Raw genomic sequence first — 26,329 nt, forward strand, 5'->3', positions numbered from 1 at the left:
TCCGGAATCTGGTGTTGCTTGGTTTTACCAAGTAGAAGCTTGGAAAGTCCAACAACTTGTCTACACTGCGTCGCATGTCACCACGCGCTCGCCGTAGCTACGACCAGTACTGTTCCGCCGCACGCGCCCTCGACGCCGTCGGCGACCGCTGGACCCTGCTGATCGTCCGGGAGCTGCTCGCCGGCCCGCGGCGCTACACCGACCTGCACGCCGACCTGCCCGGCGTCAGCACGGACGTACTCGCCTCGCGGCTCAGGGACATGGAGCGCGACGGGCTCGCGACACGGCGCCGGCTGCCCCCGCCCGGGGCGGCCTACGTCTACGAACTCACCGCGCGGGGGCGGGCCCTGCTGCCGGTGCTGGAGGCGCTCGGCGCCTGGGGCGCGGGCGAGCTGGGGGAGCGGCGGCCCACGGACGCCGTACGGGCGCACTGGTTCGCACTGCCCCTGCTGCGGGCCCTGCGGGAGGCCGGGGCGGCGGAGGGAGTCGTCGAAGTGCGGCTGGATGAGGGGGATTTCCACCTGTACGCCGACGCCGTTGCCGGGGCCGAGGAGGAGGGCGGTCGCGTGTACGCCGACGGGCCCGCGCCCGGCGAGCCCGACGCCCGGCTCGTGCTGGACGCCGGGACCTGCGCGGCCCTCGGCCGCGGGGAGACCGGTCTGCTGGACGCGGTGCGCGACGGCCGCGTCGAGGTCACCGGCGACGGCCCGGCGGCCAAGGCCCTGCGGGAGGGGTGAAACGGCAGGAGGCCCGCCGGTGGCGGGCCTCCTGACAACCGGTCAAGCCCCCGGCGGCACCCGGGACGGCCGTCCCGAACCCCGGGTCAGCGCGTAACCGCCGATGCCCGCGAGCGCGGCCAGTACGGCCCCGATCCCACTCCACACCCAGCGGTCCGACCACCAGCCCGACGACCAGCCGTCCTCCGGCTCGATGGCGGACAGTACGGCGCTCTTCTCGTCCTCGTCGCCCTGGTCGGCACCGGACGTCACCGCGATGCCCGGCACCAGCGGCTCGGCCAGCGAACCGTCCACCGCCGCGGCGCCGCCGATGTCCTTGGAGTCCACCCGGACCTCGGCGGAGACCGGCACGCCGAGATCGGAGGTCGGCACGTTCACCGCCGTCAGCCGGAGGTAGTACGTGCCCGGCAGCGGGTCGTTGGCCCACGGCTCGGACCAGGCGCGCACGGTGCGCAGGACGCAGGCCAGCTCCAGGGAGGAGGTGCCCGCGTCCGCGGTGCGGGTCTGGGCGCCCCATTGGCAGGCCTGGCGGCGGCGCAGACCGTCGTACACGTCGATGCGCCAGGTCTGGGCGGCATGCGTCTCGGGCAGCTTCACCGTGGCCTGCACGGTGGGCCGCTGCCCGGCGTCGGCCGGGAACGACCAGTACAGGTAGTCGCCCGCGGCACCGCCCGCCGTGGCGACCTGCCCCTGCTCGAACTCGGCCGCCGTACGGAAGGAGGTGCCGGCCGTGGTCGGCGCGTCACCGTCCCCCGAAGGGCTCGCGGAGGGCGAGGAGTCGGCCGCCGCGGGAGCCGCGGCGAGGCCGAGCAGCAGCACGGCCGTGCTCAACACTCGGGTGAATCGCATCAGTTGGTCCTCCAGATCGCGAACCGCCAGCGCGAGAGCCAGCCCCACAGCAGACCGGCGAGGAAGCCGACCAGCACCAGCAGGCCGAGCAGCCACCAGCCGCGCCCGAGGCCGAAGGCGGCCACGTCGTCGGAGTCGCCCGGGCCGTCCACCACGTCGACGGTCAGCTCCAGCGGCAGACCGGGCGTGGTCTTCACACCGGAGGCGACGGAGAAGGAGTTGGTGACCTGGAGGCACACGGCCTCGGCCGGGGCGTCCTCCTCGTCGCTCTCCTGCTTCGGGTAGCGCAGCCCCGTCGAGAGCACGTCGGTGCGGCCGTTGCCCGCCGCCTCCCCGCGCACGATCTCCCGGCCGTGCACGGTCACCGCCCGCAGCAGCACCCCGTAGGACGGGTTCACGGCCCGGTCGGCGCCCACGCTCACGGAGGCGCGCAGCTCCTGGCCGGGCTCCACGTCCACCCGGTACCAGCGCTGCTGCCCGAACTCCTCGCGGTCGGTGTACAGCCCCGACTTGAGCGTCGGAGCCTTCGCGCACGCGTCCGCGCCCTCGGTGGCGACCGGCGTCACCACCGGGTCCGCCGCCCGGTCCACCAACTGATTGACCTTGTCGGTCAGTTCGTCGGTGTGCTCCACCGACGTGTACGTGCCGCCGGTCGCCTCGGCGATGCAGCTGAGCTGCTGGCGCATCTTGGTGTTGGGGACCAGTCCCAGCGTGTCGATGGTCAGCCCGATGCCCTTGGCGGCGATCTCGCGGGCCACCTCGCACGGGTCCAGCGGGGCGCAGGTGTCCTCGCCGTCGCTGATCAGCACGATCCGCTTGGAACCGTCGCCGCCGTCGAGGTCGTCGGCCGCCTTCAGCAGCGCGGGCCCGATCGGCGTCCAGCCGGTCGGCGACAGGGTCGCCACCGCCGTCTTCGCCTCGGTGCGGTCCAGCGGGCCGACCGGGTAGAGCTGCGCGGTGTCCTTGCAGCCGGTCTTGCGGTCGTCGCCCGGGTAGTCGGCGCCCAGCGTGCGGATGCCGAGCTGCACCTCCTCCGGCGTCGCGTCGAGCACCTCGTTGAACGCCTGCTTCGCCGCGGCCATGCGCGTGCCGCCGTCGATGTCCCGGGTCCGCATCGAACCGCTGGCGTCGAGCACGAGGTCGACCTTCGGCGCGTCCTCACCCGTGGGTTCACCGGCGACCGCCCCGGCCGGGAACGCCATCCCGGCCGCCAGCGCGGCGAGCAGGGCACAGGCACCCGTCGCCAGCCGTGTTCTTGTGATCATCGGCGGATCCTATTGATCAGTGGTGCCGCGCTCCAAAACGAGACCGCGCCGATGCCCCGACGTCACCCGCACCGCAGGGGATTGGGCAGCTCCGTCCACAGATCCCCCGGTCCTGCCGGTGAAGTCCGCATCAACGTCAGCGCCTTCACCGGCAGGGGCCTCTCGCGCAGGGCCACGAGGTCCTCGGTTCCCGGCAGTTCGGGCACCGCCGCCTCCAGCGCCTTGCGCAGCGCCTCGCCCGAGCCGGCCGTCGCCGCCAGCGCGCCGCCCACCAGGGAGCCGAACGACTTCCGGCGCAGCACGGCCGGTTCGTCGGTGCGCACACGCGCGGGCAGGCCGGCGGCGTCGATGCCGTGCCGGGCCAGGCGGGCCGGCGAGACCCGGATGTCGGCCAGGTCGCGGTAGACCAGGCGCAGCGGAGCGCCCGTCGCGGACAGCACGACCAGCAGGTTCTGACCGTGGGCCTCCAGGGCCACGCCCAGCTCCAGCGCACGCAGCCCGACGGTGAGGGCGAGACGGGCGAAGGCCGCCAACCACGCGGGAGAGCCGGGCAGTTCGGTGGTCGTCAGCGCCGCCACCGGGACGACGTGCTCACCCGGGCCGCCGTACCCCTGCGGCGACTCGCGCAGTACGGCGGCCAGGTCGGGGGAGTGGGCGGTGGCCGCGCCCAGCGTGCGGGTCACGTGGAGCAGGCCGTCCGTGCGCGCCGCCAGCTCCTCCCCGAGCGACGACAGGGCCGCCGACGCGGCGACCGAGGCGACCGAGATGTCCCGCACCGAGGACGTCAGCCGGGCGCTGAGAGCGGTCTTGACGTGCGGGCCGTCGGGTACGGCGAGGGTCCGCAGGGACATCAGCGGATGCCCGTCGAGCCCCGGCTCGCAGGGCACCTCGAGCACATGTGCCGCCTGCCACGGATGCACCGGGACCAGCACCCGCGCCCCGTCCCGCAGCTCGCGCGGCCACACCCCCGTCACCAGGGACTCCGCCGCCGCCACCGGCACCAGGCCGAGCCCCACCACCGGTCCGTGCTCCGGCCCGTAGGCCAGCTGCTCCGCCACCGAGAACCCCGGCCGCGCGCGGCAGCCCGGGTGGTACGGATGCCCGTCGACCACCCTCCGCTCCCACTCCCAGTCGCTGTCCGGCCACTCGTCCGGGTGATTCTCCCGCGCCGCCCCACCCGCCGCCCGGCGCTGCGCCGCGCGGGACAACGCCAACGACGCCGCGCTGTGTCCGAGTTCGGCGGCGAACCCCGTGGAGTGGGGTACGGCGAGGTCGGTCATCAGCCGCTCCGGATCGTCGTACGGCACCTCGTCCAGCCGTACGAGTGCGACGTACGCGTCCGTGCGGTAGGGATCGGCGGCCGGACCGGTCAGCCGGCGGCCGTCCCGCAGCCGCAGGACCAGACAGTCCCCGGCCCGCTCCCGGCCCTCGACCCACGGCAGCGGTTCGAAGGCGAGGGCGCGCCACAGCCGGGACAGCACGGCCGCGCGGGCGCCGGGCAGTTCGGCCGTGAACCGGGCGACCAGACGGGGACGGACGGCCGCCAGCTCCTCGGCGACCTCGGTCGCCGCACTGGGGGGACGATGCACGGGCTGGCTCCTCGGGTGCGGGTGGGGGCACGGTGGAACGTCTCGACGGAAGGCGGGCGGGGGTCATGACGAGCGACACGACCGGAGGCACGACGGGAGACATACTGATCGTCTCCGTCCTCCTCTCCGCCATCGACCGACCGTAGGGAACGAGTGGAACGCGTGGATCTCCTGCCCCCGCCCACCGGCGCCGACTCCCGGGACGACGCGGCGCGACGCGCCGACGCCCACGCGGCCGTACCGCTGCTGAACTGCCTGCTGCGCGAGGTGGCCGTACCGCTGCCGTATCCCGGCCCCCGCCCCGTCTACCGGCTGCCCGGCGGCAGACTGCTGCGGGTGCGGCACGGGCGTCGCCCCGCCGAACCGGAGGTCCGCACGGCGGACGGCTGGCACCGCGTCGACCACGCCGAACTGGTGAAGCTCGTCGCCGAGGCGCTGCGCCGGCACACCGGTGTGCCCAATCACGAACTGCCCACCGAGATGACCGACAGCCGCGACGCGGTGGCCGCGCTGCTGACGGCACGCGCGCGTGCCACCCCGCCCGCGGACCCCTACCTCCGCTCCGAGCAGTCCCTGCTCACCGGTCACACCCACCACCCCGCCCCCAAGGCGCGCGGCGGCGGTCCGCACGCCGGCTGGCTGCCGTACGCGCCCGAGGCGTACGCCCGCTTCCCCCTGACGCTGCTCGCCGCGCGCGAGGACACCGTCGTGGACCAGGGCGACACCGCCGCCCTGGACGCCCTCGGCAAGGCCCCGCCCGGCTACCGCCTGCTGCCCGCCCATCCGTGGCAACTGGAGCTGACGGCACCGGCCCTCGCCCCCGCCCTCGCCGACGGCCGCCTCGTCAGGGTGGGCACGACCGGCTTCTTCGTCTGGCCGACGGCCGCGGTCCGCACCGTGTACGCACCCGAGTACCTGCCGGGACGGGACCTGTTCCTGAAGTTCAGCCTGGACGTGCGGATCACCAACGACGTCCGCCGCCTGTGGCGCCACGACCTGATGCGGCTGCGCCGCACCGACACGGCGGTCACCGAGGCCTTCGCCTCCCTCGGGCCGCCCGCCGCATGGCTCGGCGACCGCGGCCACCGCACGGTGGACTTCGCCTTCGAGGAGCTGGCCGTGGTCGTCCGCGACGGAGTGCGCGACCACCTCCTGCCCGGCGCGACCCCGCTCCTGGCCGCCGCACTCGTGGAGGGCTTCCCCGGCAGCCCGCTGGCGGCCGCCGCGGACCCGGCGGCCTGGTGGGAGGCGTATCTCGCCGCCGTCGTCCCGCCCGTCCTGACCGCCTTCGCCGACGACGGCGTCGTCCTGGAGGCGCACCTCCAGAACACCCTGGTGGCGGTGGACGCCGCGGGCACCCCCGTACAGGCCCTCTTCCGGGACGCGGAGGGCGTCAGACTGCTGCCGGACACGCCCAGGGCGGCCGGCTGGGAGCGCCTGGTCTACTGCCTGGTCGTCAACCACCTGTACGAGATGGCCGCCGCCCTGACCGAGTACCACCCCGGCCTCGACCCCTGGCCCGCCGTCCGCCGCGCGCTGGCCCGTCACGACCTCCCCGAGATCCCGGCCCTGCTCGCCGCCCCGTCCCTCCCGGCCAAGACCAACCTCCTGCTGCGCTGGACCGGCGCGGACGGCGCGGACGCCCGCTACCGGCCGCTGCCCAACCCACTGCGCGGGGCGTGAGCGGCCCGGTCCCGGCCCGCACCCCGGCGGGACGGGGGCCGGCGTCACACCGCGGTGAAGCCGCCGTCGGCGGCGACCACGGCTCCGGTGACGAAGCCGGCGCGCGGTGACGCGAGGAAGCACAGGACCTCGGCGATCCCTTCGGGCTGCGCGACCCGGCCCAGGGGCTGTGCGTCGGCGAAGGACCTCAGGTACGCACGGCTGTCGGGGCGGAACGTGTCGAGGAAGTCGGTCTCGACGACGCCCGCGGCCACCAGGTTGGCGCGAATGCCCACGGGACCGCCCTCGACGGCGGGCACCTTGGTGAGCTGGGCCAGAACGCCCTTCGACGCACTGTAGGCGGCGCCTTCGGGCAGGGCGACGGTGCTGGTGCAGGAACCGGTGCTGACGATGGCGCCGCCGCCGCGGTCCTCCATGGCGCGGAAGGCCTCGCGGGCGCAGAAGAAGGCCCCGCGGGCGTTGACGGCCATCACGGCGTCCCAGTCCTCGGCGGTCGTCTCGGTGACGGGTTTGTCCAGGGTGCGTCCGGCGTTGTTCACGAGGATGTCGAGTCCTCCGCAGGCGTCGCGTGCGCAGCGCACCGCGCGGACGGCGGTCTCCTCCTCGGTGACGTCGCCGCGCACCGCGAGTACGCCGGGGTACGCGTCCGGCAGCGCGGTGACGTCGGGGCGCAGGTCGACGGCGACGACGCGGGCGCCGCGGGCGTGGAGCAGCGCCACGGTCGCTCTGCCCACGCCGCGCGCGGCCCCGGTGACGACGGCGGTCTTCCCGGAGAACTCGGCGGATTCGGCGGCGGCCGTGGAGGCCCCGACGGACATGGGTGCGGATGTCATGGTGCGGTCCCCGGAGAAGGTGAGGGTGCGGGCAGGGCGCCGGTGGCGGCACCCGAAGTGCTGGTGCTGCGGACTGTTCAGTGCGCGGTGAGTCCGCCGTCGACCACCAGCTCCGAGCCGGTCACGAACGAGGAGTCGTCGCAGGCCAGGAAGAGGATCGCGGGGGCGATCTCGTCGGCGCGGCCGGCCCGGCGCATGGGGGTGCGCCGGATGTCCGGCTGCTGGTCGCCCTGCTCGTCCATGAGGTCCTGGATCATGGGCGTGGCGACCACCCCGGGGTGCACCGAATTGACCCGGACGCCCTGCCGGGCGTACTCGACCGCGGCGGTCTTGCTCAGCAGGCGCACGGCCCCCTTGGACGCCTGGTAGGCCGCGGCCGCACCACTGCCCACCAGGCCGAGGACGGACGACGTATTGATCACCGACGCGTCGCCGCTCGCCCGCAGCAGCGGCATCGCCGCCCTCATGCCCAGCCAGGTGCCCTTCTGGTTCACGTCGATGACGCGGTCCCACGCCTCTTCCCGCGTGTCCTCGACACCCGGCCAGTCCAGGATGCCGGCGATGTTCACGAGCACGTCCAGCGTGCCGAACCGGTCGCGCACGAGGGCGATCACGTCGTCCCACTCCCGCGCGGAGGAGACGTCGAGACGGGCGGCGACGACCTCCGTGCCGCTCGCCTCGATCCGGTGGGACAGCTCCCGCAGGGGGCCCTCGGCGACATCGGTGATCACCAGCCGGGCGCCTTCGCGGGCGAAGAGTTCGGCGGTCGCCGCGCCGAGGCCGCCCGTCGCGCCCGTGATCAGCGCGACCTTGCCGTCAAGCCGTTGTCCGTTCATGGATCCGGTCCTTGCTACTCGTTGCTACTTCTTGTTGCCGCTTGCCGCTTGCCGCTTGCCGCTTGCCGCCGTCGGCGGCCCGGTCCGCGCTACGACGACCGCTGCTCCCGGTAGAGCACGAGGTGCTCGTGATAGAGCACTCCGTCCCGGATGTCGCCCGTGGCGGTGAACCCGGTGTCGTCGACGTAGTCCAGGTGGCTGCCGGTCACGGTGTACCGGCCGGTGTACGCGCTGCGCCGCCCGCCGCGGGCCTCGTCGTAGCGGCCGTCCGGCAGCAGCTCCTGACGGATGTGACCGTCCGCGGTCACCCACATTCCGACCACGTCGACGTGGTCGCCCTCAACGGTCCCGGCCATGGCGGACGCCTCTCCTCGAACGCTGTCGGTCCTTCACGTCCACCGAGTCTGCGCAGGTCGGCGGCGGCGGACCAGGACGTGTGCTGCCTGGGTGCGGCACACCCAGCCAGCACGCCGGACCGCCGCCTAGCCTGAGGACATGGACGACAACCACCTGGGAGACTTCCTGCGCACCCGCCGCGCCGGCCTGCGGCCGGAGGACGTCGGCATGGTGAGCTACGGGGCCCGTCGGGTCGCCGGACTGCGCCGCGAGGAGGTCGCCGTCCTGGCCGGAGTGAACGCCGACTACTACACCCGCCTGGAACAGGGCCGCGAGCGCAACCCCTCAGCCCAGGTGGTCGACGCGCTCAGCCGCGCGCTGCGCCTCGACGCGGACGCCCGCGCCCACCTGTTCCGGCTGGCCGGCGCCATGCCGAACGACCGGCCCTCCGGCCACGCCGCCGAGCGGGTCAGTCCGGCGCTGCGACAACTGATGGACGGCTACGCGAACACCCCGGCGTTCGTCATGAGCCGGACCCTGGACCTCCTCGCCACCAACGCCCTGGCCGACGCCCTCTACGCCCCGTTCGACCCGGCGGACAACCTGGCCCGTATGACGTTCCTCGACCCCGCGGGCCGCAGCTTCTACCCGGACTGGGACCGGGCGGCCCAGGCCACCGTCGCCAATCTCCGCGAGGCGACCGGATTCGACCCGGACCATCCCCGGCTGCGCGACGTCGTCCGCACCCTTACCGAGCACAGCGCGGACTTCACCCGCCTCTGGAACGCGCACACCGTGCGCGGCAAGACCCAGGACGCCAAGCACCTCCTCCACCCGGACGTCGGCCCCCTGACCCTGACCTACCAGGCGTTCGACGTACGCGAGGCGCCCGGCCAGCAGCTCGTCATCTACCACGCCGAACCGGGCAGCCCCAGCGCCCACTCCCTCGACCTGCTCGGTTCCCTCCACTCCACCCGGCACCGCCCGGACCCCCGCCGTGAGGCTCGGCGGCAGTAGGCCGGGGCGGGCGGGCGCGCGGCGGTCTCAGACGCGTGTCGTGGTCGTGTACGTGAGGAAGCGGGTCCAGGCCGCCGGGGAGAGGGCGAGCCGGTCTCCCTGCGGCGCCTTGGAGTCACGGACGTGGACCGTGTCGGGGCAGGAGGCGACCTCGACGCAGTCGCCGTCACCGCTGCTGCTGTAGCTGGACTTGTGCCAGGACAGGGCCACCTCGACGCAGTCGCCGTCGCCGCCGCTGCTGTACGAGCTTTTGAACCAGACCAGTTCCGCTGTGCTCATGAGGCTCCTCGCATCCGCTGCAACAGGCTCAGGGAGTCGTCGAGGGAGAGAGCCTGTGACCGCATCCTGGCATACCTCATCTGGAGGACGCTGACCTCCTTCCGCTCGGGGACGAACATGCCCCCGCGCTGTCCTTCGTTGTACGCGAACCAGCGTGCGTCGGGCGTCTCCAGGAGCTGCATCGGGCCATCCAACCCGGCGTGGGCGTTGCGCACCAAGGGCATCACCTGTACCTCCACGTTTCGCAGCTCGGCCAGCCCCAGAACGTGGTCGATCAGCTCCCGCGTGACCTCCGCCCCGCCCATGCGCCGCAGGAACAAGTGCTCCTCCAGAATGAAGCTGAACGCCGTGTTCGGCCGCTCCCTCAACAAGCGCTGTCGTTCTGCTCGTGCCACCCACTGCGCCTCGATCTGATCGTCACCGAGTGGCGGCAGTTGGTTCGTGAACAGCGTGCGCGCGTACGCCTCGGTCTGCAACAGGCCCGGAATGAGGCGGCATTCATACGTATACAGACTCACCGCCTCCGCCTCGAACCGCGCCCACTGCCGGAACCAGCTCGCCAGCCCCGGTTGCCGCGACAGATGACGTGCCGCGCCCCGCAGCGCGCCGAACGCGTCGAGGGTCTGCTCCGCGCGCTCCACGAAGTCCACCGGAGGGAACCGCCGCCCCTGTTCGATGGACGCAACCGTCGGCACCGAGTACCGCACCTGCGGCGCGAACTCCTCCTGGGTCAGCCCCGCCCGTTTGCGGAAGGCCTTGACGACCTCGCCGAACGCCTTGAGGCTGTCCGACGCCTCCGGTTCACCCGCGCCGCACGTACCGTCCGTCATCCGGGACACCTCCCACCCGTCACGCCCACTCAACGGGCCCATGGTCACGGACGGTTACTCCTACTGTCCACCGTCCGCACCCGTACGCTCACCGTGCGTACCGGTCGCTGATCTGGTGGGTCGGCGTCGCCCCAGGTGGGATGGGCGGCATGAGACCAGCCTCCATCCCCCGACTCCCGGTCACCGCGCGTGTGTTCGTCCAGCGGTTCAGCTCCACCCCGCGCGGCGCCCGCCTGACCCGGCACCTCGCCGTGCACCGTCTGGACGCGTGGGGCGTCCCGTACGGCTCGGCGCTGTCCGACACGGCCGCGCTGCTCGTCGCGGAGCTGGCGGCGAACGCCGTCACCCACGGCAGGGTGTCCGGGCGCGACATCGAGGTGCTGCTGCGGCTCGACGCGTACACGCTGCGTATCGACGTCTCCGACAGCCGGGGGGAGCGCCGCCCGGAGGTCACGGCGGCGCCGGAGGGCGAGCACGGGCGCGGGCTGCTGCTCGTGGACGCGCTGGCGGACCGGTGGGGCGTGTTCGACCGCGTCCCCGTCGGCAAGACGGTCCGCGCGGAACTGGATCTGCTGCCTCGTGACCAGAGATCCCGCACGGCCGATGACTTCGCGTGGGAATGAGAGTCTCCTTCACGACCCCGGTCCGTGAGATGACGACAGGAGACCTTCCCGCATGACTGATCCGGAGCCGACCGCGGAACACGGCCAAGGGGCGGGCGTCCGGCCCTTGATCCGTACGGAGCGGGCGGCGCTGGCCGCCGATCTCGCGGAGCTGACCGAGGAGCGGTGGGCGACGCCGTCGCTGTGCGCCGGCCTGACGGTGCGCGAGGTGCTGGCGCATCTCACGGCGGGTGCGAGCCTCAACACCGTGCGCTGGTTCGCGGGGGTGATCCGCTGCCGGTTCGACTTCGACAAGCAGGTGGCCGTGCGGCTGGCCGAGCAGTTGGGCGCGGATCCGGCCGAGACGCTCGCCCGGTTCCGGCGCGTCGTGCCGAGCACCACCAAGCCGCCCCTGCCCGTCATCGCCATGCTGGGCGAGACGCTGGTGCACGGTGAGGACATCCGGCGTCCGTTGGGCATCCGGCACGACTACCCGGTCGGCGTCGTCACGCGCGTGGCCGAGTACTACCGGGGCTCGGACCTCGTGGTCGTCGCCAAGAAGCGCATCGGAGGGCTGAGACTGGCCGCGGACGACGGGCCCTTCACGACCGGCTCCGGGCCTGTCGTGTCCGGCCCCACCATGGCCCTGGTGATGGCCATGACCGGACGCGAGACGTACTGCGACGACCTCGAAGGGGACGGTGTGGAACTCCTCCGCGACCGCTGCCGGACGGCGTGAACGCGTCCCCGGTCGGCTGGGAGCTGTTGTGGCGACCATGTGCGGAGCCGGATTGGTAAAGGCCGCAGCGGTTGCGTTTCTTGTACCGCTCTTCGTCGAAGCCGGGTGGACGTCCGCCGTGACACTGTTTGGCTTCGTGCGCGGCCTGCCCCGGCCGACTTCGCAACGCGGATCTTCTCCAGCACCGGCCTGAACCGGGTAGGTCGTCGGTCTGAGACGATCAGTCAGTCGAGCGGCCAATTCGTCAGCTTCATTGGATTCAGCATGATCCACACGTTCGTGACGCATTCACCACTGACGTCAAATGTGACCATTCCGTATCGGCGCTCTTCGTTTCGAAGAATGTATCCGAGACCGTCAGCTGTTTCGCGTCGTTCAAGGCGGAGGCCGGGCTGTTTGCGCATGACTCCCTGAAACCACCGGGCTACGTGATTCGACCCGTGGACGACCTGAGGTGCGGCATTGACGAAGCCACCGCCGTCTACTCGTAGTTCGACGTCTGGAGCCAACACGCGGAGCAGGTCCTCGATGTCCCCTCCGACAGTTGCGTCACGGAAAGCCCGAACCACCTCGTCGTGCTGGTGGAGAGAAACCCGTGCGCGTCTTCCTCGTCGAACGTGGCGGCGTGCGGACGTCGCCAGTTGTCTTGTCGCTGCCGCTGAACGACCTACGACGCCAGCAATCTCGTCGAACGGGACGCCGAACACGTCATGCAGCACGAACGTCACTCGCTCCGCCGGGGTCATGGCCTCGAGAACCGTCAGCAGTGCCATGCTGACGGCATCATCGAGGGTGACGCGATCGAGTGGATCAGCAGCAGAACCACCGGAGTTCAGTGGCGCCTTCGCTGTGTCTGCAAAAAGGTCGGCCGGAACGGGCTCCGGTAGCCATTGCCCGACGTACATCTCCCGTCGTGCCCGCGCGGAACCCAGCAAGTCGAGTGAGATGCGGCTGGCGACTCGAATCAGCCATGCTGCAGGCACGGCAATGCTGTCGCGTTCCTCGGGCTCAAGGCGGTACCACCTTACATATGTCTCTTGTACGACATCCTCGGCATCGGCCAGGGTGCCCATCATGCGAAAGGCCAGCGACAGCAGGCGATGTCGCTCTGCCATGACTGAATCGAGAGATGTTGATTCATCAACCTCGGCTCCTCCGAACTCGGCGGATTCCGCAGGAGTGTCTTCCGGCACGGGGGCACCCTTTCCCATCGGAGCGCAGCGCGCCCAGCCCATCGCCAGGCGCTCAGGCGTTGCTCCTCCATTCACTATCGCATTCAGGCGGTGGGGATCCCTGTAATCGGGTACCGCACAGTGCCTGTCCGGTACGCGCCGCGCGGAACCATGACGTCGGGTGCCCCTTCCGCGTCCACGGTCACCACCTCACGATCGTCTCCGCGGTCAGCCAGAGTGGCACGGAAGAGGTCGTCGTGGTAAAAGCGGTCGGGTCCGGCGATCTCGACCTCGCTTCCCGGTTCCAGCGTCGTGGCAGCCTCGGCGAGCAGCTCGATGACTTCGTCCAGCTCGACGGGCTGGACGAATGACCGTGGAGCAATAACCTTGCCGTCCACGGTGTGCTGGTCGATGAGGACAGGAATGTAGCTGTGGAACTGGGTGGCCCGAATGATGGTGGCGGGGATCGAAGCGGATCGCACGGCCCTTTCCTGCGCCACCTTGCCGAGGTAGTACCCGACCTCGGACGCGTCCCCTTGCCCGACACCGACGATGGAGAGCACGATGTGATGACGCACGCCTGCCCGCTCTCCCTCCGCAGTCAGGTTGTTGATCGCTCCCTCGAAGAAAGAGATCGCCCCCTCAGCATCAAAGCGGGGGGTGTTGAGGACATTGACGATGGTGTCGACTCCGGCGAGAGCCTCGGTCAGCCCCTTGCCCGAGATGACGTCGATCCCGTCCTCAAGCCCTCCCGAGACCACCTCGATGCCCTTGGCCTCCAGGTTGTCAGCAAGGAGGGACCCCACGCGGCCGCGCCCACCAGCGACGAAAACCTTCATTTTCCGCACTCCGTTCCGGGGCACCAGTCGCTGCCCTCAGCAACATGACGACGCAGGCCGGAAGAATGTGAGGTTGCGACGGCAGAGTCTCCTCGCCCGCCTGATGGAGGTGTGCAGACGACCGGGCGACCAACGGGCTCGAGCCCGCCAGAGCAGTAGCCGCTCGCTCCGGCGAGCGCGGCTACGGCTTCCTCCGGATCGCGACCGCCGAAGCCCCATCATCCGGCTCCGTGCATGATCGGCCGGGCACGTCATCGTTACCGAAACGGTCATGAGGTCTGCGGCTGCCGTCCGCGGAGCTGTTCGGTCAGCCGCTCGAGTTCGGCCGCCGTGGCGGGCGAGGGGTCGTTGAGTCCGCTGTGCACGGCCGTCGGGCTCTTCAGGAAGCGCCGGAGCACGGCCACGAGGAGCCCCTGCGGCAGAGCCCGCAACGCGGCGAACGCGCGCGGTACCGGCGGTGTGTCCATCGCGGCGAGGTTCTGCCGCATGAGGTGGAGCATGCCGCGGACCGCGTCCGGGTCGTCGGCCAGCGCCACCGGGCCGCCCGCCGCGTGGACCGCCTGCCCGAGCGGCACCTCGAATGCGGCGTGCGTCCTGAGCCAGGCGTCCATCCGCGGCTCGGCCCCGGCGTTGACCCCGGCGCCACGGAGCGCCTCCACGATCCGTTCCAGTCGCGGGGTGGTGCGGCCGTCGGGCTCGCCGATCGGCATCGCGACCCGACGGGTGAGGAAACTGCCCTTGCGGTAGCGGATCACGTCGCCGTCCATCGTGCCGCCCGTCACGGGGAAGCCGAGCAGCACCCGCTCGTGGCCGATCACCGCGCCCAGCGGCTCCGGGCCCGCCGCCCAGTTGAGCAGGAACAGCACATCACCTCGAACGCCGGCGAGTGATTCCAGTACCCCGTCCACCTGGTGGGTGCGGACGAAGACGGTGATCAGGTCGTACTCGCCGTCCGGATGCTCGATCACCGGTACCGGTACCCGCCGGACAGCCGGGCCGTCTTCCTCGGCGAGCCGCACGCCGTGCCGGCGCAGAGCGGTCAGGCGCCCACCCCGGGCGAGGAGCGAGACGTCGTGGCCGGCCTCGTGCATGCGGACGGCGAACAGGCTGCCGCAGACCCCGGCGCCGTACACGAGCAGCTTCATGACAGCCCTCTTTCACACGTTCGATTGATTCATACGTTCGTTTCATTCAAACATATGTAGAGTCCTGCGTGTGGAGACCCCAGACACCCGCACTCAGCTCCTCGACGCGGCCGAGCACCTCTTCGCCGAGCACGGATACCGCGGCACCTCGATCCGCGCGATCACCAAACTCGCCGGAGCGAACCTCGCCGCCGTCGGCTACCACTTCGGGTCGAAGGCGGAGCTGATGGCCGCGGTCGCCCGCCGCGTGATCGAGCCCATCAACGCCGCCCAGTGCGCAGGGCTCGACACCTTGCTCGCCCGGAGCCCCGACCCATCGGTCAGCGAACTGGTGGAGGCCTTCGCGGGGCCGCTGTTCGACGAGATGTCGGCCGGCGACGCGGGCGGCGCCCGGACGTCCCGGCTGATCGTGACGATCCTCAGCGACCCGGCCGAGGAGGCGCGCAGCTGGACCGGCCCGGACGAGGACACGGTCCGCGAGCGCTACCTCGCGGCCTTCGCGCGCGTACTGCCCGGCCTTTCCCCGCAGGAGCTGCGGTTCCGGATGCGGGGGATCCTCGCCGTGACGGCCGTCGACCGCCTCGAGGTCCACCAGCAGTCCTCCCCGGGCTGCGCGTCCCCAGCAGCGGACGAGGCGGCCCAGCGATGGGCGATCACGTTCCTGACGGCAGCGATGAGTGCGCCACCGACCCGGACCTGACGACACAGGACAGACGCCGGCGGCGGGGGAGCGAGTGGGCCCGGGCGGCGCGTGCGCGTCCATATGCTCGTCCCATGCTCACCGAAGTCACCGCCACGCGCTACGTCGAGCCCCTGCACTCCGGCGGCTCCGTGCCCGCCGTCGTCGAGGCCGACGATCTCGGCACCTACGTCCTGAAGTTCACCGGCTCCGCCCAGGGCCGCAAGGCGCTGGTCGCCGAGGTGATCGTGGGGGAGCTGGCCCGGGAGCTGGGGCTGCGGGTGCCGGAGCTGGTGCTCGCGCACTTCGACCCGGCGATCGCGGAGGCCGAGCCGCACCAGGAGGTGCGGGACCTGCTGCACGCCAGCGCGGGGCTCAACCTCGGCATGGACTACCTGTCGGGCGGCGCCGACTTCACGCCCGAGCTGGCCGAGGTGTTTCCGGTGGACCCGCGGGAGGCGGGACGCGTCGTCTGGCTGGACGCGCTCACGGTGAACGTCGACCGGACCGTGCACAGCTCCAACCTCATGGTCTGGCCCACCCTCGGTACCGTGCCGCCGCACCTGTGGCTCATCGACCACGGCGCGGCGCTCGTCTTCCACCACCGCTGGGGCGCCTCACCTCCCGAGAAGGCGTACGACTTCCGCCATCACGCCCTCGGCCACTACGCGCCCGATCTCCCGGCCGCCGACGCCGAACTGGCGCCGAAGGTGACGCGGGAGCTGCTGCGCGAGGTGGTGGACCGGGTGCCGCAGGCCTGGCTGACCTGCGAGGGCGACCTCGACACGCCGGACGCGGTGCGCGCCGCCTACGTGGACTACCTGCACGCGCGCGTACAGGCTTCCCGGCAGTGGCTGCCCACCGGATTCCCGAGCCGCGAGGAACTCGCCGCCGAGAATGCCGCCCGCGCGGCGCGCACCCAGCGGGGGCGGCCCGACTGGCTGAAGCGCGTCCCCGACCTGCACGGCAAGCCGCCCGCCGAGCAGGACTGGTCGGTCCACCTCGGCTGACACACGCCCGCGCCCCCGGTGCCGTGCTGCGGCACCGGGGGCGCGGACCAGGGAGCGTGTGCGGCGTCAGCCCTTGAGCTGCTCGTACGCCGGCAGCGTCAGGAAGTCGGCGTAGTCCTCGTCGAGCGACACGGTGAGCAGCAGGTCGTGGGCCTGCTGCCAGTTGCCGGCCGCGAAGGCCTCGTCGCCGATCTCGGCGCGGATGTTGGCCAGTTCCTCGGCAGCGACCTTGCGGGCCAGGTCCGCGGTGACCTGCTCGCCGTTGTCGAGGACGACCTCGGCGTTGATCCACTGCCAGATCTGCGAGCGCGAGATCTCGGCGGTGGCCGCGTCCTCCATCAGGTTGAAGATGGCGACCGCGCCGAGGCCGCGCAGCCAGGCCTCGATGTAACGGATGCCGACCTGGACGGCGTTGACCAGACCGGCGTAGGTCGGCTTGGCGTCCAGGGAGTCGATCGCGATCAGGTCGGCGGCCTTGACGTCGACGTCCTCGCGCAGGCGGTCCTTCTGGTTGGGCTTGTCGCCGAGCACCTTGTCGAAGGACTCCATGGCGATCGGGACCAGGTCGGGGTGGGCGACCCAGGAGCCGTCGAAGCCGTCGCCGGCCTCGCGGTCCTTGTCGGCGCGGACCTTCTCGAAGGCCACCTTGTTGACCTCCGCGTCGCGGCGGGACGGGATGAACGCCGCCATGCCGCCGATCGCGTGCGCGCCCCGCCTGTGGCAGGTGCGGACGAGGAGTTCGGTGTACGCGCGCATGAACGGGGCGGTCATCGTCACCGCGTTGCGGTCCGGCAGGACGAACTTGGCGCCGCCGTCACGGAAGTTCTTGACGATGGAGAACAGGTAGTCCCAGCGGCCGGCGTTCAGCCCGGAGGCGTGGTCGCGCAGTTCGTAGAGGATCTCCTCCATCTCGTACGCGGCCGTGATCGTCTCGATCAGCACGGTGGCGCGGACGGTGCCCTGCGGGATGCCGACGTAGTCCTGCGCGAAGACGAACACCTCGTTCCAGAGGCGGGCCTCCAGGTGGGACTCCGTCTTCGGAAGGTAGAAGTACGGGCCCTTGCCGAGGTCCAGCAGACGCTGGGCGTTGTGGAAGAAGTACAGGCCGAAGTCGACCAGGGCGCCGGGGACCGGGCGGCCGTCGACCTGGAGGTGGCGCTCGTCGAGGTGCCAGCCGCGCGGGCGCATGACGACCGTCGCCAGCTCGGCGTCCGGGCGCAGGGCGTAGGACTTGCCGGTGCGCTCGTCGGTGAAGTCGATGGTGCGGGTGTAGGCCGAGGTCAGGTTGAGCTGGCCGAGGACCACGTTCTCCCAGGTCGGCGCGGAGGCGTCCTCGAAGTCCGCGAGCCAGACCTTCGCGCCCGAGTTGAGCGCGTTGATGGTCATCTTGCGGTCGGTGGGGCCGGTGATCTCGACACGGCGGTCCTGCAGCGCGGCCGGGGCGGGGGCCACCTTCCAGGAGTCGTCCGCGCGGACGGCGGCGGTCTCCGGGAGGAAGCCGAGCGTGGAGGTGCGGGCGATCTCGGCGCGGCGCTCCGCTCGGCGGGCGAGGAGCTCGTCACGCCGGGGCGTGAACCGCCGGTGCAGCTCGGCCACGAAGGCGAGCGCCGCATCGGTGAGGACCTCCTCCTGCCCGGGCAGGGTCTCGGCGTCGACGATGGCCAGCGTGGACGGCGCTGGTGCGGACATGAGCTGTCACTTCCTTCAGCGGTGGCACCGGGTGCCAGAGGGTGCGTATGGGGCATTACGCACTCGCCGTGCAGCGGAGTGCTTCTGGTCAGTGGATAGTAGTTTCCTCATCGTGGAACTTCAATGGTTTGTTGATGTCGAGATTCTCCGGGTCGAGGAAAGGTGGCGCTGGGTGCCACCCCACTCACTCAAGGTGGCCCAGGTCTGCCTCGGTGTCGATGTCGTACGGCCGGGCCACGTCCCCGCACTCGACGAGGGCGATCTCCGCCTCGTGTTCCCTGAGATAGGCGCGCGCACCCCGGTCACCGGTGGCCGTCGCCGCGATCCCCGCCCAGTGCGCGGCGCCGAGCAGCACGGGATGCCCGCGCACGCCCGCGTACACCGCCGAGACCAGCGACGTCTCGTCCCGGTACCCGACGCCCACCCGGGCCATCGCCTCCGCGCCGATGCCGGGCTGGTCCACCAGGGCGACCAGTGCCGCCCGCGCCCCGGTTCCCGCCAGTGAGCGGAGCCCGGCCCGCAGCGAAGAGCCCATGCCCTGTTCCCAGTCGGGGTTGTCCACAAGAACGCAGCCGTCCAGCGCCGCCCGCGCGCGTACGTCCTCGGCGCGCGCTCCGAGGACGACGTGCACGCGGGCGCAGCCGGCCCCGCGCAGCATGCCGGTCACGTGTTCGACGAGTAGGTGTCCACGGTGTTCCAGCAGTGCCTTGGGGCGGCCGCCGAGCCGCCGGCCGCCCCCGGCGGCCAGCAGCAGCCCCGCCACCGGGCCGCCCACCTGGTCCTCTGCCCGCACCTCGTTGTCGGTCATGCGTCCTGCATACCTGACGGCCCGCCGAACGCTCCGGCGTGCACGGGGTTTCCGGAGATTTTCCGAAGACTGAATTTCGGTCCGCGTGGTGGCGCGCCGGGCGCGGGGTGGCGTTTACTGGCCCGCGCACAACGGGGTGCGAGGGGGAGGGCGGGGAGGCCTGTGTCGCGGAGCTTGGGGCAGAGGCACGTGACCGTCGGCGACGAGGATGTCAGGGTGGTGGCGCTGCGAACCGCTGTGTCGCGGTTGCGCCGCCAACTAGCCCTGCTTCCCGCCGACTTCCCGGACCGCGGGATCGCGGAGGACGAACTGGCCGACCTCGCCGCGATGGCGGGGCACGGCCTCCCCGAGGCGCCGCGGCTGCGCCGCTCCCTGCTGCTGGTGGCCGGCGCGATCGGCTCCGTCAGCGCCCTCAAGCCGGGGCTGACGGAGGTCCGGCACGCCGTGGAGCTGTTCGGGGACCCGCCGCGCCGCTGAGCCCCGGCGGACGGCCGGGGCGCTGAGCCCTGCGGGCGGGTCGAGGTGCGCGCCGGGAGCGCGAGCCCGGTGCGGGTGCGGCGTAGGGCCCGGCGCGCGGGTGACGTACGGGCCCGGCGCGCGGGCGCCGCTCAGGCGGTCGGGTGGCCGTTCGAGCCGTTGGTGGCGCCGTTCGACGAACCGTTCGAGGCCAGCAGGGCCTCCGACAGCTCCGCCGCCACCTGCTGGAGCAGGGGCACGATCCGGTCGGTCGCGGCCTCGGTGACCCGGCCCGCCGGGCCGGAGATCGAGATGGCCGCGGCGGTGGGGGAGCCCGGCACGGAGACCGCCAGGCAGCGCACGCCGATCTCCTGCTCGTTGTCGTCGATCGCGTAGCCCCGGCGCCGCACGTCCTCCAGCGCCGCGATGAAGCCGTCCGGCGTGGTGATCGTCTTGTCGGTCGCGGCCGGCATGCCGGTACGGCCCAGCAGGGCCCGCACCTCGTCCGCCGGGAAGTCCGCGAGCAGCGCCTTGCCGACGCCCGTGGAGTGCGGCAGCACGCGCCGGCCCACCTCGGTGAACATGCGCATCGAGTGCTTGGACGGCACCTGGGCGACGTACACGATCTCGTCGCCGTCGAGCAGGGCCATGTTCGCCGTCTCGCCGGTCTCCTCGACCAGGCGGGCCAGGTGCGGGCGCGCCCAGGTGCCGAGCAGCCGGGAGGCGGACTCGCCGAGGCGGATCAGACGGGGGCCGAGCGCGTACCGGCGGTTGGGCTGCTGACGTACGTAACCGCAGGCCACGAGGGTGCGCATCAGGCGGTGGATGGTCGGCAGCGGCAGCCCGCTGCTCGCCGAGAGCTCGCTCAGGCCGACCTCGCCCCCCGCATCCGCCATCCGTTCGAGCAGGTCGAAGGCGCGCTCCAGGGACTGGACGCCACCGGTGGCGGACCTGGCGGAGTCGGTGGTGCTGGCGCTGGACGTCGGCACGGCACGTTCCTTTCGGGGCTGGCGGGAGGAAAGAAGCGTACCCGGCACCCGGTTGACTACCGGCTTGTACGTAGCTACGTTCTGCTTGCTGGAATTCTAATTCCGCTTTGTGGAAACGTCCAGAGCGGGGTCATTGGGCATGCCATCACAAAGGGTGCCTCTTGACGGCCTCGAAGGGGGAGTGAAGACTCCTTCAACAGAACGTTGAAATTTGACGGCAGAGGCAGACAAGCACAGGCAGAGAAGGGGATCCGGGTGTCCGAAGCTGAACTGGTGCTGCGCTCGACGCGCGTCATCACTCCCGAGGGGACCCGCGCCGCGTCCGTCGCGGTCACCGGGGAGAAGATCACGGCCGTGCTGCCGTACGACGCCCCCGTCCCGGCGGGGGCCCGGCTGGAGGACGTCGGCGACCACGTCGTCATGCCCGGCCTGGTCGACACCCACGTACACGTGAACGATCCGGGCCGCACCGAGTGGGAGGGCTTCTGGACCGCCACCCGCGCCGCTGCGGCCGGCGGCATCAGCACCCTCGTCGACATGCCGCTCAACTCCATCCCGCCGACCACCACGGTCGAGAACCTGCGCACCAAGCGCGAGGTCGCCGCCGACAAGGCCCACATCGACGTCGGCTTCTGGGGCGGCGCCCTGCCGGACAACGTCAAGGACCTGCGCCCGCTGCACGAGGCCGGGGTCTTCGGCTTCAAGGCCTTCCTGTCGCCGTCGGGCGTGGACGAGTTCCCGCATCTCGACCAGGAGCAGCTCGCCCGGTCCCTGGCGGAGATCGCCGCCTTCGACGGCCTGCTGATCGTGCACGCCGAGGACCCGCACCACCTGGCCGCCGCCCCGCAGCAGGGCGGCCCCAAGTACACCCACTTCCTCGCCAGCCGCCCGCGCGACGCCGAGGACACCGCGATCGCGACCCTGCTCGCGCAGGCCAAGCGGTTCAACGCGCGGGTGCACGTGCTGCACCTGTCCTCCAGCGACGCCCTGCCGCTGATCGCCGAGGCCCGTGCCGACGGCGTGCGGGTGACGGTCGAGACCTGCCCGCACTACCTCACCCTCACCGCCGAGGAAGTGCCGGACGGCGCCAGCGAGTTCAAATGCTGCCCGCCCATCCGCGAGGCCGCCAACCAGGACCTGCTCTGGCAGGCGCTCGTCGACGGCACCATCGACTGCGTCGTCACCGACCACTCGCCGTCCACGGCCGACCTCAAGACCGACGACTTCGCCACCGCCTGGGGCGGCATCGCCGGCCTCCAGCTCAGCCTGCCGGCCATGTGGACCGCGGCCCGCGCACGCGGCCACGGCCTGGAGGACATCGTGCGCTGGATGTCGACGCGGACGGCCGCCCTGGTGGGGCTCGACGCCCGCAAGGGCGCCATCGCGCCGGGCCACGACGCGGACTTCGCCGTCCTCGCCCCCGACGAGACCTTCACCGTCGACCCGGCCGCCCTCCAGCACCGCAACCGCGTCACCGCGTACGCGGGCAAGACCCTGTACGGCGTCGTGAAGTCCACCTGGCTGCGCGGCACGCGCGTCGTGGCGGACGGCGCGTTCACCGAACCGAAGGGACAGCTCCTCGACCGGGCCTGAACCGCCCGGACACTCCCTGAACCCAGTACCCCCCGAACAGCCCCGAAAGGAAAACCTGATCACCGTGACGGCCCAGCAGAACACCTCGTTGGCCAGCTTCACCGGCGACGCCCAGCCCTACGGGGGCGGCGACCCGTACGCGGACTACCGCACCGCCGACCTTCCCTTCACCCAGTACGCCAACCTTGCCGACCGGCAGCTCGGCGCGGGTGTCGTCGCCGCCAACGACGAGTTCTTCGCCCAGCGCGAGAACCTGCTGGTGCCCGGGCCCGCCGAGTTCGACCCCGAGCACTTCGGCCACAAGGGCAAGGTCATGGACGGCTGGGAGACCCGCCGGCGCCGCGGCGTGTCCGCCGAGCACCCCTGGCCCACCGAGGAGGACCACGACTGGGCGCTGATCCGCCTCGGCGCCCCCGGCGTGATCCGCGGCATCGTCGTCGACACCGCCCACTTCCGCGGCAACTACCCGCAGGCCGTCTCCGTCGAGGGCGCCTCGGTCGCCGGTTCCCCCTCCCCGGAGGAACTGCTCGCCGACGACGTGAAGTGGACGACCCTCGTCCCGCGCACCCCGGTCGGCGGCCACGCCGCCAACGGCTTCGCCGTCTCCACCGAGCAGCGCTTCACCCACCTGCGCCTCAAGCAGCACCCCGACGGCGGCATCGCCCGCCTGCGCGTGCATGGCGAGGTCGTGCCCGACCCGGCGTGGCTCGCCGCCCTCGGCACCTTCGACGTCGTCGCCCTGGAGAACGGCGGCCGGGTCGAGGACGCCTCCAACCTCTTCTACTCGCCGGCCACCAACACCATCCAGCCGGGCCGCTCCCGCAAGATGGACGACGGCTGGGAGACCCGCCGCCGCCGCGACCGGGGCAACGACTGGATCCAGTACCGCCTGGTGGACCGCTCCCAGATCCGCGCGATCGAGATCGACACGGCGTACCTGAAGGGCAACAGCGCCGGCTGGGCGTCGGTGTCGGTGAAGGACGGCGAGGACGGCGAGTGGCGCGAGGCGCTCCCGCGCACCCGGATGCAGCCCGACACCAACCACCGCTTCGTCCTGCCGGAGGCCGCCGTCGGCACGCACGCGCGCGTGGACATCTTCCCCGACGGCGGCATCTCCCGTCTGCGCCTGTTCGGCACCCTGACGGAGGACGGCGCGGCCCACCTCGCCGCCCGCCACCAGGAACTGGGCGGCTGACCCGCCGCCCGGCACAGACCCGCGGGGCGCACCGGCAGGACAGCACCGGTGCGCCCCGCGCGGCTGTCGCACGTCCCCGGGTGCCTGTCGTGCAGGTCCCGGGTCGGTTACGCCGCGTGGCCGCCGTCCACCGCGTACTCCGCGCCCGTGACGTACGAGGCGGTCGCCAGGTAGGCCACCGTCGAGGCCACCTCGTCCGCCGTGCCGAAGCGGCCCAGCGCCGTCAGGGCCGCCTGCCCCTGCGCGTAGGGGCCGTCCGCCGGGTTCATGTCGGTGTCGATCGGCCCCGGGTGCACGATGTTCGCCGTGATTCCGCGCGGGCCCAGCTCCCTCGCCAGGGCCTTGGTCAGCCCGATCAGCGCCGACTTGCTCATCGCGTAGAGCGTGCCGCCGGGCCCCGGCACCCGCTGGGACATGCAGGTGCCGACGGTGATGATCCGCCCGCCCTCGCCCATGCGGGCCGCGGCCGCCTGCGAGGCCAGGAAGACGCCGCGGACGTTCACGGCCAGCAGCCGGTCGACGTCGGCGAGGGCCAGGCTCTCCAGCGGGCCGAGCAGTCCCAGGCCTGCGTTGTTGACCAGTACGTCGAGACCGCCGCCGAGTGCCGTGGCGGCCCGCTCGACCGCCCCGGCCGCTTCCTCGGCATCGGCGGAGTCGGCCCGCAGGGCCACCGCCCGGCGCCCCAGCGCCCGGGCGGCCCGTACGACGTCCTCGGCCGCGTCCTTGCCGTGGACGTAGGTGACGGCCACGTCCGCCCCCTCCCGGGCGAGCCACAGGGCGGTCGCCGCGCCGATGCCCCGGCTGCCACCGGTCACCAGCGCGGTACGACCGGACAGGGGAGACGGGGCGGGGGCCAGTGGGTTGGTGTGCGTGTTCGTGTTCATGGGTCCATCCCAGCCGGGCCGCCGTGCCCGTGCTGGCGGCGAACGGACATCGAGCTGGTCCGGTGGTCCGGCCCGCCCGCCGAGGCGCGGTGAACACGCCGAAAACACATACGACGTCCCGGGAAACTCCACGCGTTTGTCATTGACATGCCACTGTCTACGCGCGTCATCATGGGTCATGCGATTCCCCCCACGCGCCGCTCGGCTCGGCGCAGCAGCCGCAGTCCTGTCCGCCCTCCTCGTGGGCGGCACCGTCTCCGCGACCACGGCCGGCGCCGCATCCGCAGCGGTCGGCGACATCTGCTACAGCGCGCTCCCCTTCCAGGCCCACGACACGCTCGACCTGATCGAGCAGGGCGGCCCCTACCCCTTCGAACAGGACGGGACCGTCTTCCAGAACCGGGAGGGCATCCTCCCCGACCAGTCCTCCGGGTACTACCACGAGTACACGGTGATCACCCCGGGCTCCGACACGCGCGGAGCCCGCCGGATCGTCACCGGCGAGGAGTACCAGGAGGACTACTACACGGCCGACCACTACGCGTCGTTCGACCTCGTCGACCACGGCTGCTGAGACCGGGGCCGACCGGGGTCACCCGGACTTGTGGCTCTCGGCGGCGGCGAACAGCGCGCCGCCGAGAGCCAGCAGGGCCACGCTCGCGTAGACCTCGTAGCCGTCGAGGAAACCGATCCGCCGCACCAGCCCCACGTTCCAGTCGGTGAACTCGCGCACCAGGCCCATCACGCCCTGCAGCACGGTGACGAAGCCCAGGAACTCCAGCAGTTTCTTCATGGTCCCGACTCTCGCCCCGCGGTCCCCCCACACACATCGGCCGCGGGGCGAGCCCTGCCCGACGGAAGGCGCCGTCGCACGGGTCCCGGCGCGCCGAAAGTCGCCGGTCGCGCGACTTTGGTCGACGGCCCCTCCCGCCCGGCAGTCCCGGCCACCGGCCCCGCATAGATTTGTCGACTGTGAAAAGTGACAAGCAGGCCACGGTGCCCCCGGCCTTCACGAAGCGAAGTTGGGTCCTGCCGGCGGCGCTGGTCGAGGACCTGTACTCGCCATCCCGGCGGCCGGGCGGCCGGCCCCGGCGCACCGCGCGCGACTGGGCCGTCGACTTCGCCTGCTTCCTGCTCGCGGTCGGCATCGGCCTGATGTCCGCCGACGTGCTGGACCAGGAGCCGGACCTCTCACCGGCCATGGCCGTGGCGGACCAGGTGCTCGGAGCCCTGGCCTGCGCCGCCGTCTGGCTCCGGCGCCGGTGGCCGGTCGGGCTGGCCGTCGCGATGCTGCCCGTCTCCCTCGTCTCCGCCACCGCGGGCGGCGCGGTCCTCGTCTCCCTGTTCACGCTCGCCGTACACCGGCCCTTCCGGTACGTGGCCTGGATCGGCGGTGCGAGCCTCGCCGCGGCACCCCTGTACTACTGGATGCGCCCGGAACCGGGGCTGCCCTTCCTCGCCTCCCTCCTCATCGCCCTGCTGCTCGGCGTCACGGTGCTCGGCTGGGGCCTGCTCGTCCGCTCCAAGCGCCAGCTCCTGCTCAGCCTGCGCGACCGCGCCCGGCACGCCGAGGCCGAGGCACGGCTGCGGGCCGAGCAGGCGCAGCGGCTGGCCAGGGAGGCCATCGCCCGCGAGATGCACGACGTCCTGGCCCACCGGCTGACACTGCTCAGCGTGCACGCCGGCGCCCTGGAGTTCCGGCCCGACGCGCCCCGGGAGGAGGTCGCGCGGGCGGCGGGCGTCATCCGGGAGAGCGCGCACGAGGCCCTCCAGGACCTGCGGCAGATCATCGGCGTCCTGCGGGCGGCGGACGCCGACGACGCGGGCCGCCCCCAGCCGACGCTGGCCGCGCTGGCCGCGCTGGTCGCCGAGTCCCGCGAGGCCGGCATGAAGGTCACCCTCGCGGAGCGCGTCCCCGACCCCGCGGCGGTCCCCGCCTCCGTCGGCCGCACCGCGTACCGCATCGCCCAGGAGGCGCTGACCAACGCCCGCAAGCACGCCCCCGGCACCGAGGTCACCGTCTCGGTCACCGGAGCGCCGGGCGACGGCCTCGCCCTGTCGGTGCGCAACGCCGCGCCCGGCGGCGAGGTGCCCCACGTGCCCGGCTCCGGACAGGGCCTGATCGGGCTGACCGAGCGGGCCACCCTCGCCGGTGGCGCCCTGGAGCACGGGCCGACGCCCGAAGGCGGCTTCGAAGTCCGGGCCCGGCTGCCGTGGGACTGAGATCGGCAAGACGCCGGCCATGCGCCCAGGCGACCGTGATTACGTATGCGGC

At 72.1% G+C, this 26,329-nt stretch carries 28 protein-coding genes; 12 read left to right on the forward strand and 16 right to left on the reverse strand.

Going from position 1 to position 26,329, the window contains the following annotated elements; all coding sequences use genetic code 11:
• Positions 1–74 precede the first annotated feature (74 nt).
• A complete protein-coding gene (locus AB0P07_RS18545; protein ID WP_365551853.1) occupies positions 75–737 on the forward strand; it encodes a winged helix-turn-helix transcriptional regulator in 663 nt (220 codons plus the stop codon).
• Between the two features lie 42 nt (positions 738–779).
• On the opposite strand, the gene AB0P07_RS18550 is transcribed toward AB0P07_RS18545, so the two are convergent.
• From AB0P07_RS18550 to AB0P07_RS18560, 3 genes are all read right to left on the reverse strand, one after another.
• The gene (locus AB0P07_RS18550; protein ID WP_365551855.1) at positions 780–1,586 is read right to left on the reverse strand and encodes a hypothetical protein; all 807 of its coding nucleotides are present in this window, start codon (positions 1,584–1,586) and stop codon (positions 780–782) included.
• Positions 1,586–2,851, reverse strand: a complete 1,266-nt coding sequence (locus tag AB0P07_RS18555) for a VWA domain-containing protein (protein ID WP_365551857.1) — start codon at positions 2,849–2,851, stop codon at positions 1,586–1,588. Before AB0P07_RS18555 ends, AB0P07_RS18550 begins: the two co-directional genes overlap by 1 nt.
• Positions 2,852–2,913: 62 nt before the next feature.
• Positions 2,914–4,440, reverse strand: coding sequence for an IucA/IucC family protein (locus tag AB0P07_RS18560; RefSeq protein WP_365551859.1), 1,527 nt, complete (start codon positions 4,438–4,440; stop codon positions 2,914–2,916).
• A 153-nt stretch (positions 4,441–4,593) separates the two neighbouring features.
• Here AB0P07_RS18560 and AB0P07_RS18565 point away from each other — a divergent pair, with 153 nt between their 5' ends.
• On the forward strand, positions 4,594–6,123 hold the full coding sequence (locus tag AB0P07_RS18565; protein WP_365551861.1) for an IucA/IucC family protein: 1,530 nt from the start codon (positions 4,594–4,596) through the stop codon (positions 6,121–6,123).
• Positions 6,124–6,167: 44 nt separating this feature from the next.
• On the opposite strand, the gene AB0P07_RS18570 is transcribed toward AB0P07_RS18565, so the two are convergent.
• From AB0P07_RS18570 to AB0P07_RS18580, 3 genes are all read right to left on the reverse strand, one after another.
• Positions 6,168–6,956 (reverse strand): SDR family oxidoreductase, encoded by a 789-nt coding sequence (locus AB0P07_RS18570; RefSeq protein WP_365551863.1) that lies wholly within the window; start codon positions 6,954–6,956, stop codon positions 6,168–6,170.
• Positions 6,957–7,033: 77 nt separating this feature from the next.
• The gene (locus tag AB0P07_RS18575; RefSeq protein ID WP_365551865.1) at positions 7,034–7,792 is read right to left on the reverse strand and encodes a glucose 1-dehydrogenase; all 759 of its coding nucleotides are present in this window, start codon (positions 7,790–7,792) and stop codon (positions 7,034–7,036) included.
• A gap of 89 nt (positions 7,793–7,881) precedes the next feature.
• On the reverse strand, positions 7,882–8,148 hold the full coding sequence (locus AB0P07_RS18580; RefSeq protein WP_061441818.1) for an Atu4866 domain-containing protein: 267 nt from the start codon (positions 8,146–8,148) through the stop codon (positions 7,882–7,884).
• 139 nt (positions 8,149–8,287) lie between these two features.
• Here AB0P07_RS18580 and AB0P07_RS18585 point away from each other — a divergent pair, with 139 nt between their 5' ends.
• Positions 8,288–9,145 (forward strand): helix-turn-helix transcriptional regulator, encoded by an 858-nt coding sequence (locus AB0P07_RS18585; protein ID WP_365551867.1) that lies wholly within the window; start codon positions 8,288–8,290, stop codon positions 9,143–9,145.
• Between the two features lie 27 nt (positions 9,146–9,172).
• On the opposite strand, the gene AB0P07_RS18590 is transcribed toward AB0P07_RS18585, so the two are convergent.
• Both AB0P07_RS18590 and AB0P07_RS18595 read right to left on the reverse strand, forming a co-directional pair.
• Positions 9,173–9,424, reverse strand: coding sequence for a DUF397 domain-containing protein (locus AB0P07_RS18590; protein ID WP_365551869.1), 252 nt, complete (start codon positions 9,422–9,424; stop codon positions 9,173–9,175).
• Positions 9,421–10,254, reverse strand: a complete 834-nt coding sequence (locus AB0P07_RS18595) for a helix-turn-helix transcriptional regulator (RefSeq protein WP_365551870.1) — start codon at positions 10,252–10,254, stop codon at positions 9,421–9,423. The genes AB0P07_RS18590 and AB0P07_RS18595 overlap by 4 nt, the downstream gene beginning before the upstream one ends.
• A 149-nt stretch (positions 10,255–10,403) precedes the next feature.
• On the opposite strand from AB0P07_RS18595, the gene AB0P07_RS18600 reads away from it, so the two are divergent.
• Both AB0P07_RS18600 and AB0P07_RS18605 read left to right on the forward strand, forming a co-directional pair.
• Positions 10,404–10,877 carry an ATP-binding protein gene (locus tag AB0P07_RS18600; protein ID WP_365551872.1) on the forward strand — a complete coding sequence of 158 codons (474 nt, stop codon included), beginning with the start codon at positions 10,404–10,406 and terminating at the stop codon, positions 10,875–10,877.
• A gap of 52 nt (positions 10,878–10,929) precedes the next feature.
• Positions 10,930–11,595 (forward strand): maleylpyruvate isomerase family mycothiol-dependent enzyme, encoded by a 666-nt coding sequence (locus AB0P07_RS18605; RefSeq protein ID WP_365551874.1) that lies wholly within the window; start codon positions 10,930–10,932, stop codon positions 11,593–11,595.
• A gap of 224 nt (positions 11,596–11,819) precedes the next feature.
• Here AB0P07_RS18605 and sigJ read toward each other — a convergent pair whose 3' ends face one another.
• The 3 genes from sigJ to AB0P07_RS18620 form a co-directional block, all read right to left on the reverse strand.
• A complete protein-coding gene (gene sigJ, locus AB0P07_RS18610) occupies positions 11,820–12,788 on the reverse strand; it encodes an RNA polymerase sigma factor SigJ (RefSeq protein ID WP_365551876.1) in 969 nt (322 codons plus the stop codon).
• Positions 12,789–12,871: 83 nt separating this feature from the next.
• Complete coding sequence (locus tag AB0P07_RS18615; protein WP_365551878.1) at positions 12,872–13,606, reverse strand: NAD(P)H-binding protein; 735 nt, start codon at positions 13,604–13,606, stop codon at positions 12,872–12,874.
• A gap of 269 nt (positions 13,607–13,875) precedes the next feature.
• The gene (locus AB0P07_RS18620) at positions 13,876–14,751 is read right to left on the reverse strand and encodes a 2-dehydropantoate 2-reductase N-terminal domain-containing protein (protein ID WP_365551880.1); all 876 of its coding nucleotides are present in this window, start codon (positions 14,749–14,751) and stop codon (positions 13,876–13,878) included.
• Positions 14,752–14,821: 70 nt separating this feature from the next.
• On the opposite strand from AB0P07_RS18620, the gene AB0P07_RS18625 reads away from it, so the two are divergent.
• Together AB0P07_RS18625 and AB0P07_RS18630 are read left to right on the forward strand one after the other, a co-directional pair.
• A complete protein-coding gene (locus AB0P07_RS18625) occupies positions 14,822–15,451 on the forward strand; it encodes a TetR/AcrR family transcriptional regulator (protein ID WP_365551881.1) in 630 nt (209 codons plus the stop codon).
• 74 nt (positions 15,452–15,525) lie between these two features.
• Positions 15,526–16,440 carry a HipA family kinase gene (locus AB0P07_RS18630; protein ID WP_365551883.1) on the forward strand — a complete coding sequence of 305 codons (915 nt, stop codon included), beginning with the start codon at positions 15,526–15,528 and terminating at the stop codon, positions 16,438–16,440.
• 66 nt (positions 16,441–16,506) lie between these two features.
• On the opposite strand, the gene aceB is transcribed toward AB0P07_RS18630, so the two are convergent.
• The gene (gene aceB / locus AB0P07_RS18635) at positions 16,507–18,129 is read right to left on the reverse strand and encodes a malate synthase A (RefSeq protein ID WP_365551885.1); all 1,623 of its coding nucleotides are present in this window, start codon (positions 18,127–18,129) and stop codon (positions 16,507–16,509) included.
• Between the two features lie 184 nt (positions 18,130–18,313).
• A complete protein-coding gene (locus tag AB0P07_RS18640; protein WP_365551887.1) occupies positions 18,314–18,937 on the reverse strand; it encodes a nucleotidyltransferase family protein in 624 nt (207 codons plus the stop codon).
• Positions 18,938–19,099: 162 nt separating this feature from the next.
• Here AB0P07_RS18640 and AB0P07_RS18645 point away from each other — a divergent pair, with 162 nt between their 5' ends.
• Positions 19,100–19,414 carry a DUF5955 family protein gene (locus AB0P07_RS18645; RefSeq protein ID WP_365551888.1) on the forward strand — a complete coding sequence of 105 codons (315 nt, stop codon included), beginning with the start codon at positions 19,100–19,102 and terminating at the stop codon, positions 19,412–19,414.
• A gap of 131 nt (positions 19,415–19,545) precedes the next feature.
• Here AB0P07_RS18645 and allR read toward each other — a convergent pair whose 3' ends face one another.
• Positions 19,546–20,382: an allantoin degradation transcriptional regulator AllR gene (gene allR, locus AB0P07_RS18650; RefSeq protein WP_365551890.1), complete on the reverse strand. Its 837-nt coding sequence runs from the start codon at positions 20,380–20,382 to the stop codon at positions 19,546–19,548.
• A 255-nt stretch (positions 20,383–20,637) separates the two neighbouring features.
• On the opposite strand from allR, the gene allB reads away from it, so the two are divergent.
• Positions 20,638–21,975 (forward strand): allantoinase AllB, encoded by a 1,338-nt coding sequence (gene allB / locus AB0P07_RS18655; protein WP_365551892.1) that lies wholly within the window; start codon positions 20,638–20,640, stop codon positions 21,973–21,975.
• A 64-nt stretch (positions 21,976–22,039) separates the two neighbouring features.
• Positions 22,040–23,170, forward strand: coding sequence for an allantoicase (gene alc, locus AB0P07_RS18660; RefSeq protein WP_365551894.1), 1,131 nt, complete (start codon positions 22,040–22,042; stop codon positions 23,168–23,170).
• A 107-nt stretch (positions 23,171–23,277) separates the two neighbouring features.
• On the opposite strand, the gene AB0P07_RS18665 is transcribed toward alc, so the two are convergent.
• A complete protein-coding gene (locus tag AB0P07_RS18665) occupies positions 23,278–24,054 on the reverse strand; it encodes an SDR family oxidoreductase (protein WP_365551896.1) in 777 nt (258 codons plus the stop codon).
• A 178-nt stretch (positions 24,055–24,232) separates the two neighbouring features.
• On the opposite strand from AB0P07_RS18665, the gene AB0P07_RS18670 reads away from it, so the two are divergent.
• Positions 24,233–24,628, forward strand: a complete 396-nt coding sequence (locus tag AB0P07_RS18670; protein ID WP_365551898.1) for a ribonuclease domain-containing protein — start codon at positions 24,233–24,235, stop codon at positions 24,626–24,628.
• Positions 24,629–24,646: 18 nt separating this feature from the next.
• Here the strand turns inward: AB0P07_RS18670 and AB0P07_RS18675 are convergent, their stop codons facing one another.
• Positions 24,647–24,847, reverse strand: coding sequence for a hypothetical protein (locus AB0P07_RS18675; protein WP_365551900.1), 201 nt, complete (start codon positions 24,845–24,847; stop codon positions 24,647–24,649).
• Positions 24,848–25,017: 170 nt separating this feature from the next.
• Here AB0P07_RS18675 and AB0P07_RS18680 point away from each other — a divergent pair, with 170 nt between their 5' ends.
• Positions 25,018–26,277, forward strand: a complete 1,260-nt coding sequence (locus AB0P07_RS18680) for a histidine kinase (RefSeq protein WP_365551901.1) — start codon at positions 25,018–25,020, stop codon at positions 26,275–26,277.
• The last annotated feature ends 52 nt before the right edge of the window (positions 26,278–26,329 follow it).

Origin of the sequence: Streptomyces sp. NPDC085944 (genome assembly GCF_040686295.1) — a bacterium.
GTDB lineage: Bacteria > Actinomycetota > Actinomycetes > Streptomycetales > Streptomycetaceae > Streptomyces > Streptomyces salinarius.

What these genes read in the sequence shown, in the direction of transcription:
- AB0P07_RS18630 (WP_365551883.1), top strand. Translation starts at nt 15,526, where the DNA reads ATGCTCACCGAAGTCACCGCCACGCGCTACGTCGAGCCCCTGCACTCC.
- AB0P07_RS18545 (WP_365551853.1), top strand. Translation starts at nt 75, where the DNA reads ATGTCACCACGCGCTCGCCGTAGCTACGACCAGTACTGTTCCGCCGCA.
- AB0P07_RS18600 (WP_365551872.1), top strand. Translation starts at nt 10,404, where the DNA reads ATGAGACCAGCCTCCATCCCCCGACTCCCGGTCACCGCGCGTGTGTTC.
- AB0P07_RS18590 (WP_365551869.1), bottom strand. Translation starts at nt 9,424, where the DNA reads ATGAGCACAGCGGAACTGGTCTGGTTCAAAAGCTCGTACAGCAGCGGC.
- AB0P07_RS18615 (WP_365551878.1), bottom strand. Translation starts at nt 13,606, where the DNA reads ATGAAGGTTTTCGTCGCTGGTGGGCGCGGCCGCGTGGGGTCCCTCCTT.
- AB0P07_RS18575 (WP_365551865.1), bottom strand. Translation starts at nt 7,792, where the DNA reads ATGAACGGACAACGGCTTGACGGCAAGGTCGCGCTGATCACGGGCGCG.
- AB0P07_RS18605 (WP_365551874.1), top strand. Translation starts at nt 10,930, where the DNA reads ATGACTGATCCGGAGCCGACCGCGGAACACGGCCAAGGGGCGGGCGTC.
- AB0P07_RS18550 (WP_365551855.1), bottom strand. Translation starts at nt 1,586, where the DNA reads ATGCGATTCACCCGAGTGTTGAGCACGGCCGTGCTGCTGCTCGGCCTC.
- AB0P07_RS18555 (WP_365551857.1), bottom strand. Translation starts at nt 2,851, where the DNA reads ATGATCACAAGAACACGGCTGGCGACGGGTGCCTGTGCCCTGCTCGCC.
- AB0P07_RS18665 (WP_365551896.1), bottom strand. Translation starts at nt 24,054, where the DNA reads ATGAACACGAACACGCACACCAACCCACTGGCCCCCGCCCCGTCTCCC.
- AB0P07_RS18570 (WP_365551863.1), bottom strand. Translation starts at nt 6,956, where the DNA reads ATGACATCCGCACCCATGTCCGTCGGGGCCTCCACGGCCGCCGCCGAA.
- AB0P07_RS18620 (WP_365551880.1), bottom strand. Translation starts at nt 14,751, where the DNA reads ATGAAGCTGCTCGTGTACGGCGCCGGGGTCTGCGGCAGCCTGTTCGCC.
- AB0P07_RS18595 (WP_365551870.1), bottom strand. Translation starts at nt 10,254, where the DNA reads ATGACGGACGGTACGTGCGGCGCGGGTGAACCGGAGGCGTCGGACAGC.
- AB0P07_RS18640 (WP_365551887.1), bottom strand. Translation starts at nt 18,937, where the DNA reads ATGACCGACAACGAGGTGCGGGCAGAGGACCAGGTGGGCGGCCCGGTG.
- AB0P07_RS18675 (WP_365551900.1), bottom strand. Translation starts at nt 24,847, where the DNA reads ATGAAGAAACTGCTGGAGTTCCTGGGCTTCGTCACCGTGCTGCAGGGC.
- AB0P07_RS18585 (WP_365551867.1), top strand. Translation starts at nt 8,288, where the DNA reads ATGGACGACAACCACCTGGGAGACTTCCTGCGCACCCGCCGCGCCGGC.
- AB0P07_RS18580 (WP_061441818.1), bottom strand. Translation starts at nt 8,148, where the DNA reads ATGGCCGGGACCGTTGAGGGCGACCACGTCGACGTGGTCGGAATGTGG.
- AB0P07_RS18670 (WP_365551898.1), top strand. Translation starts at nt 24,233, where the DNA reads ATGCGATTCCCCCCACGCGCCGCTCGGCTCGGCGCAGCAGCCGCAGTC.
- aceB (WP_365551885.1), bottom strand. Translation starts at nt 18,129, where the DNA reads ATGTCCGCACCAGCGCCGTCCACGCTGGCCATCGTCGACGCCGAGACC.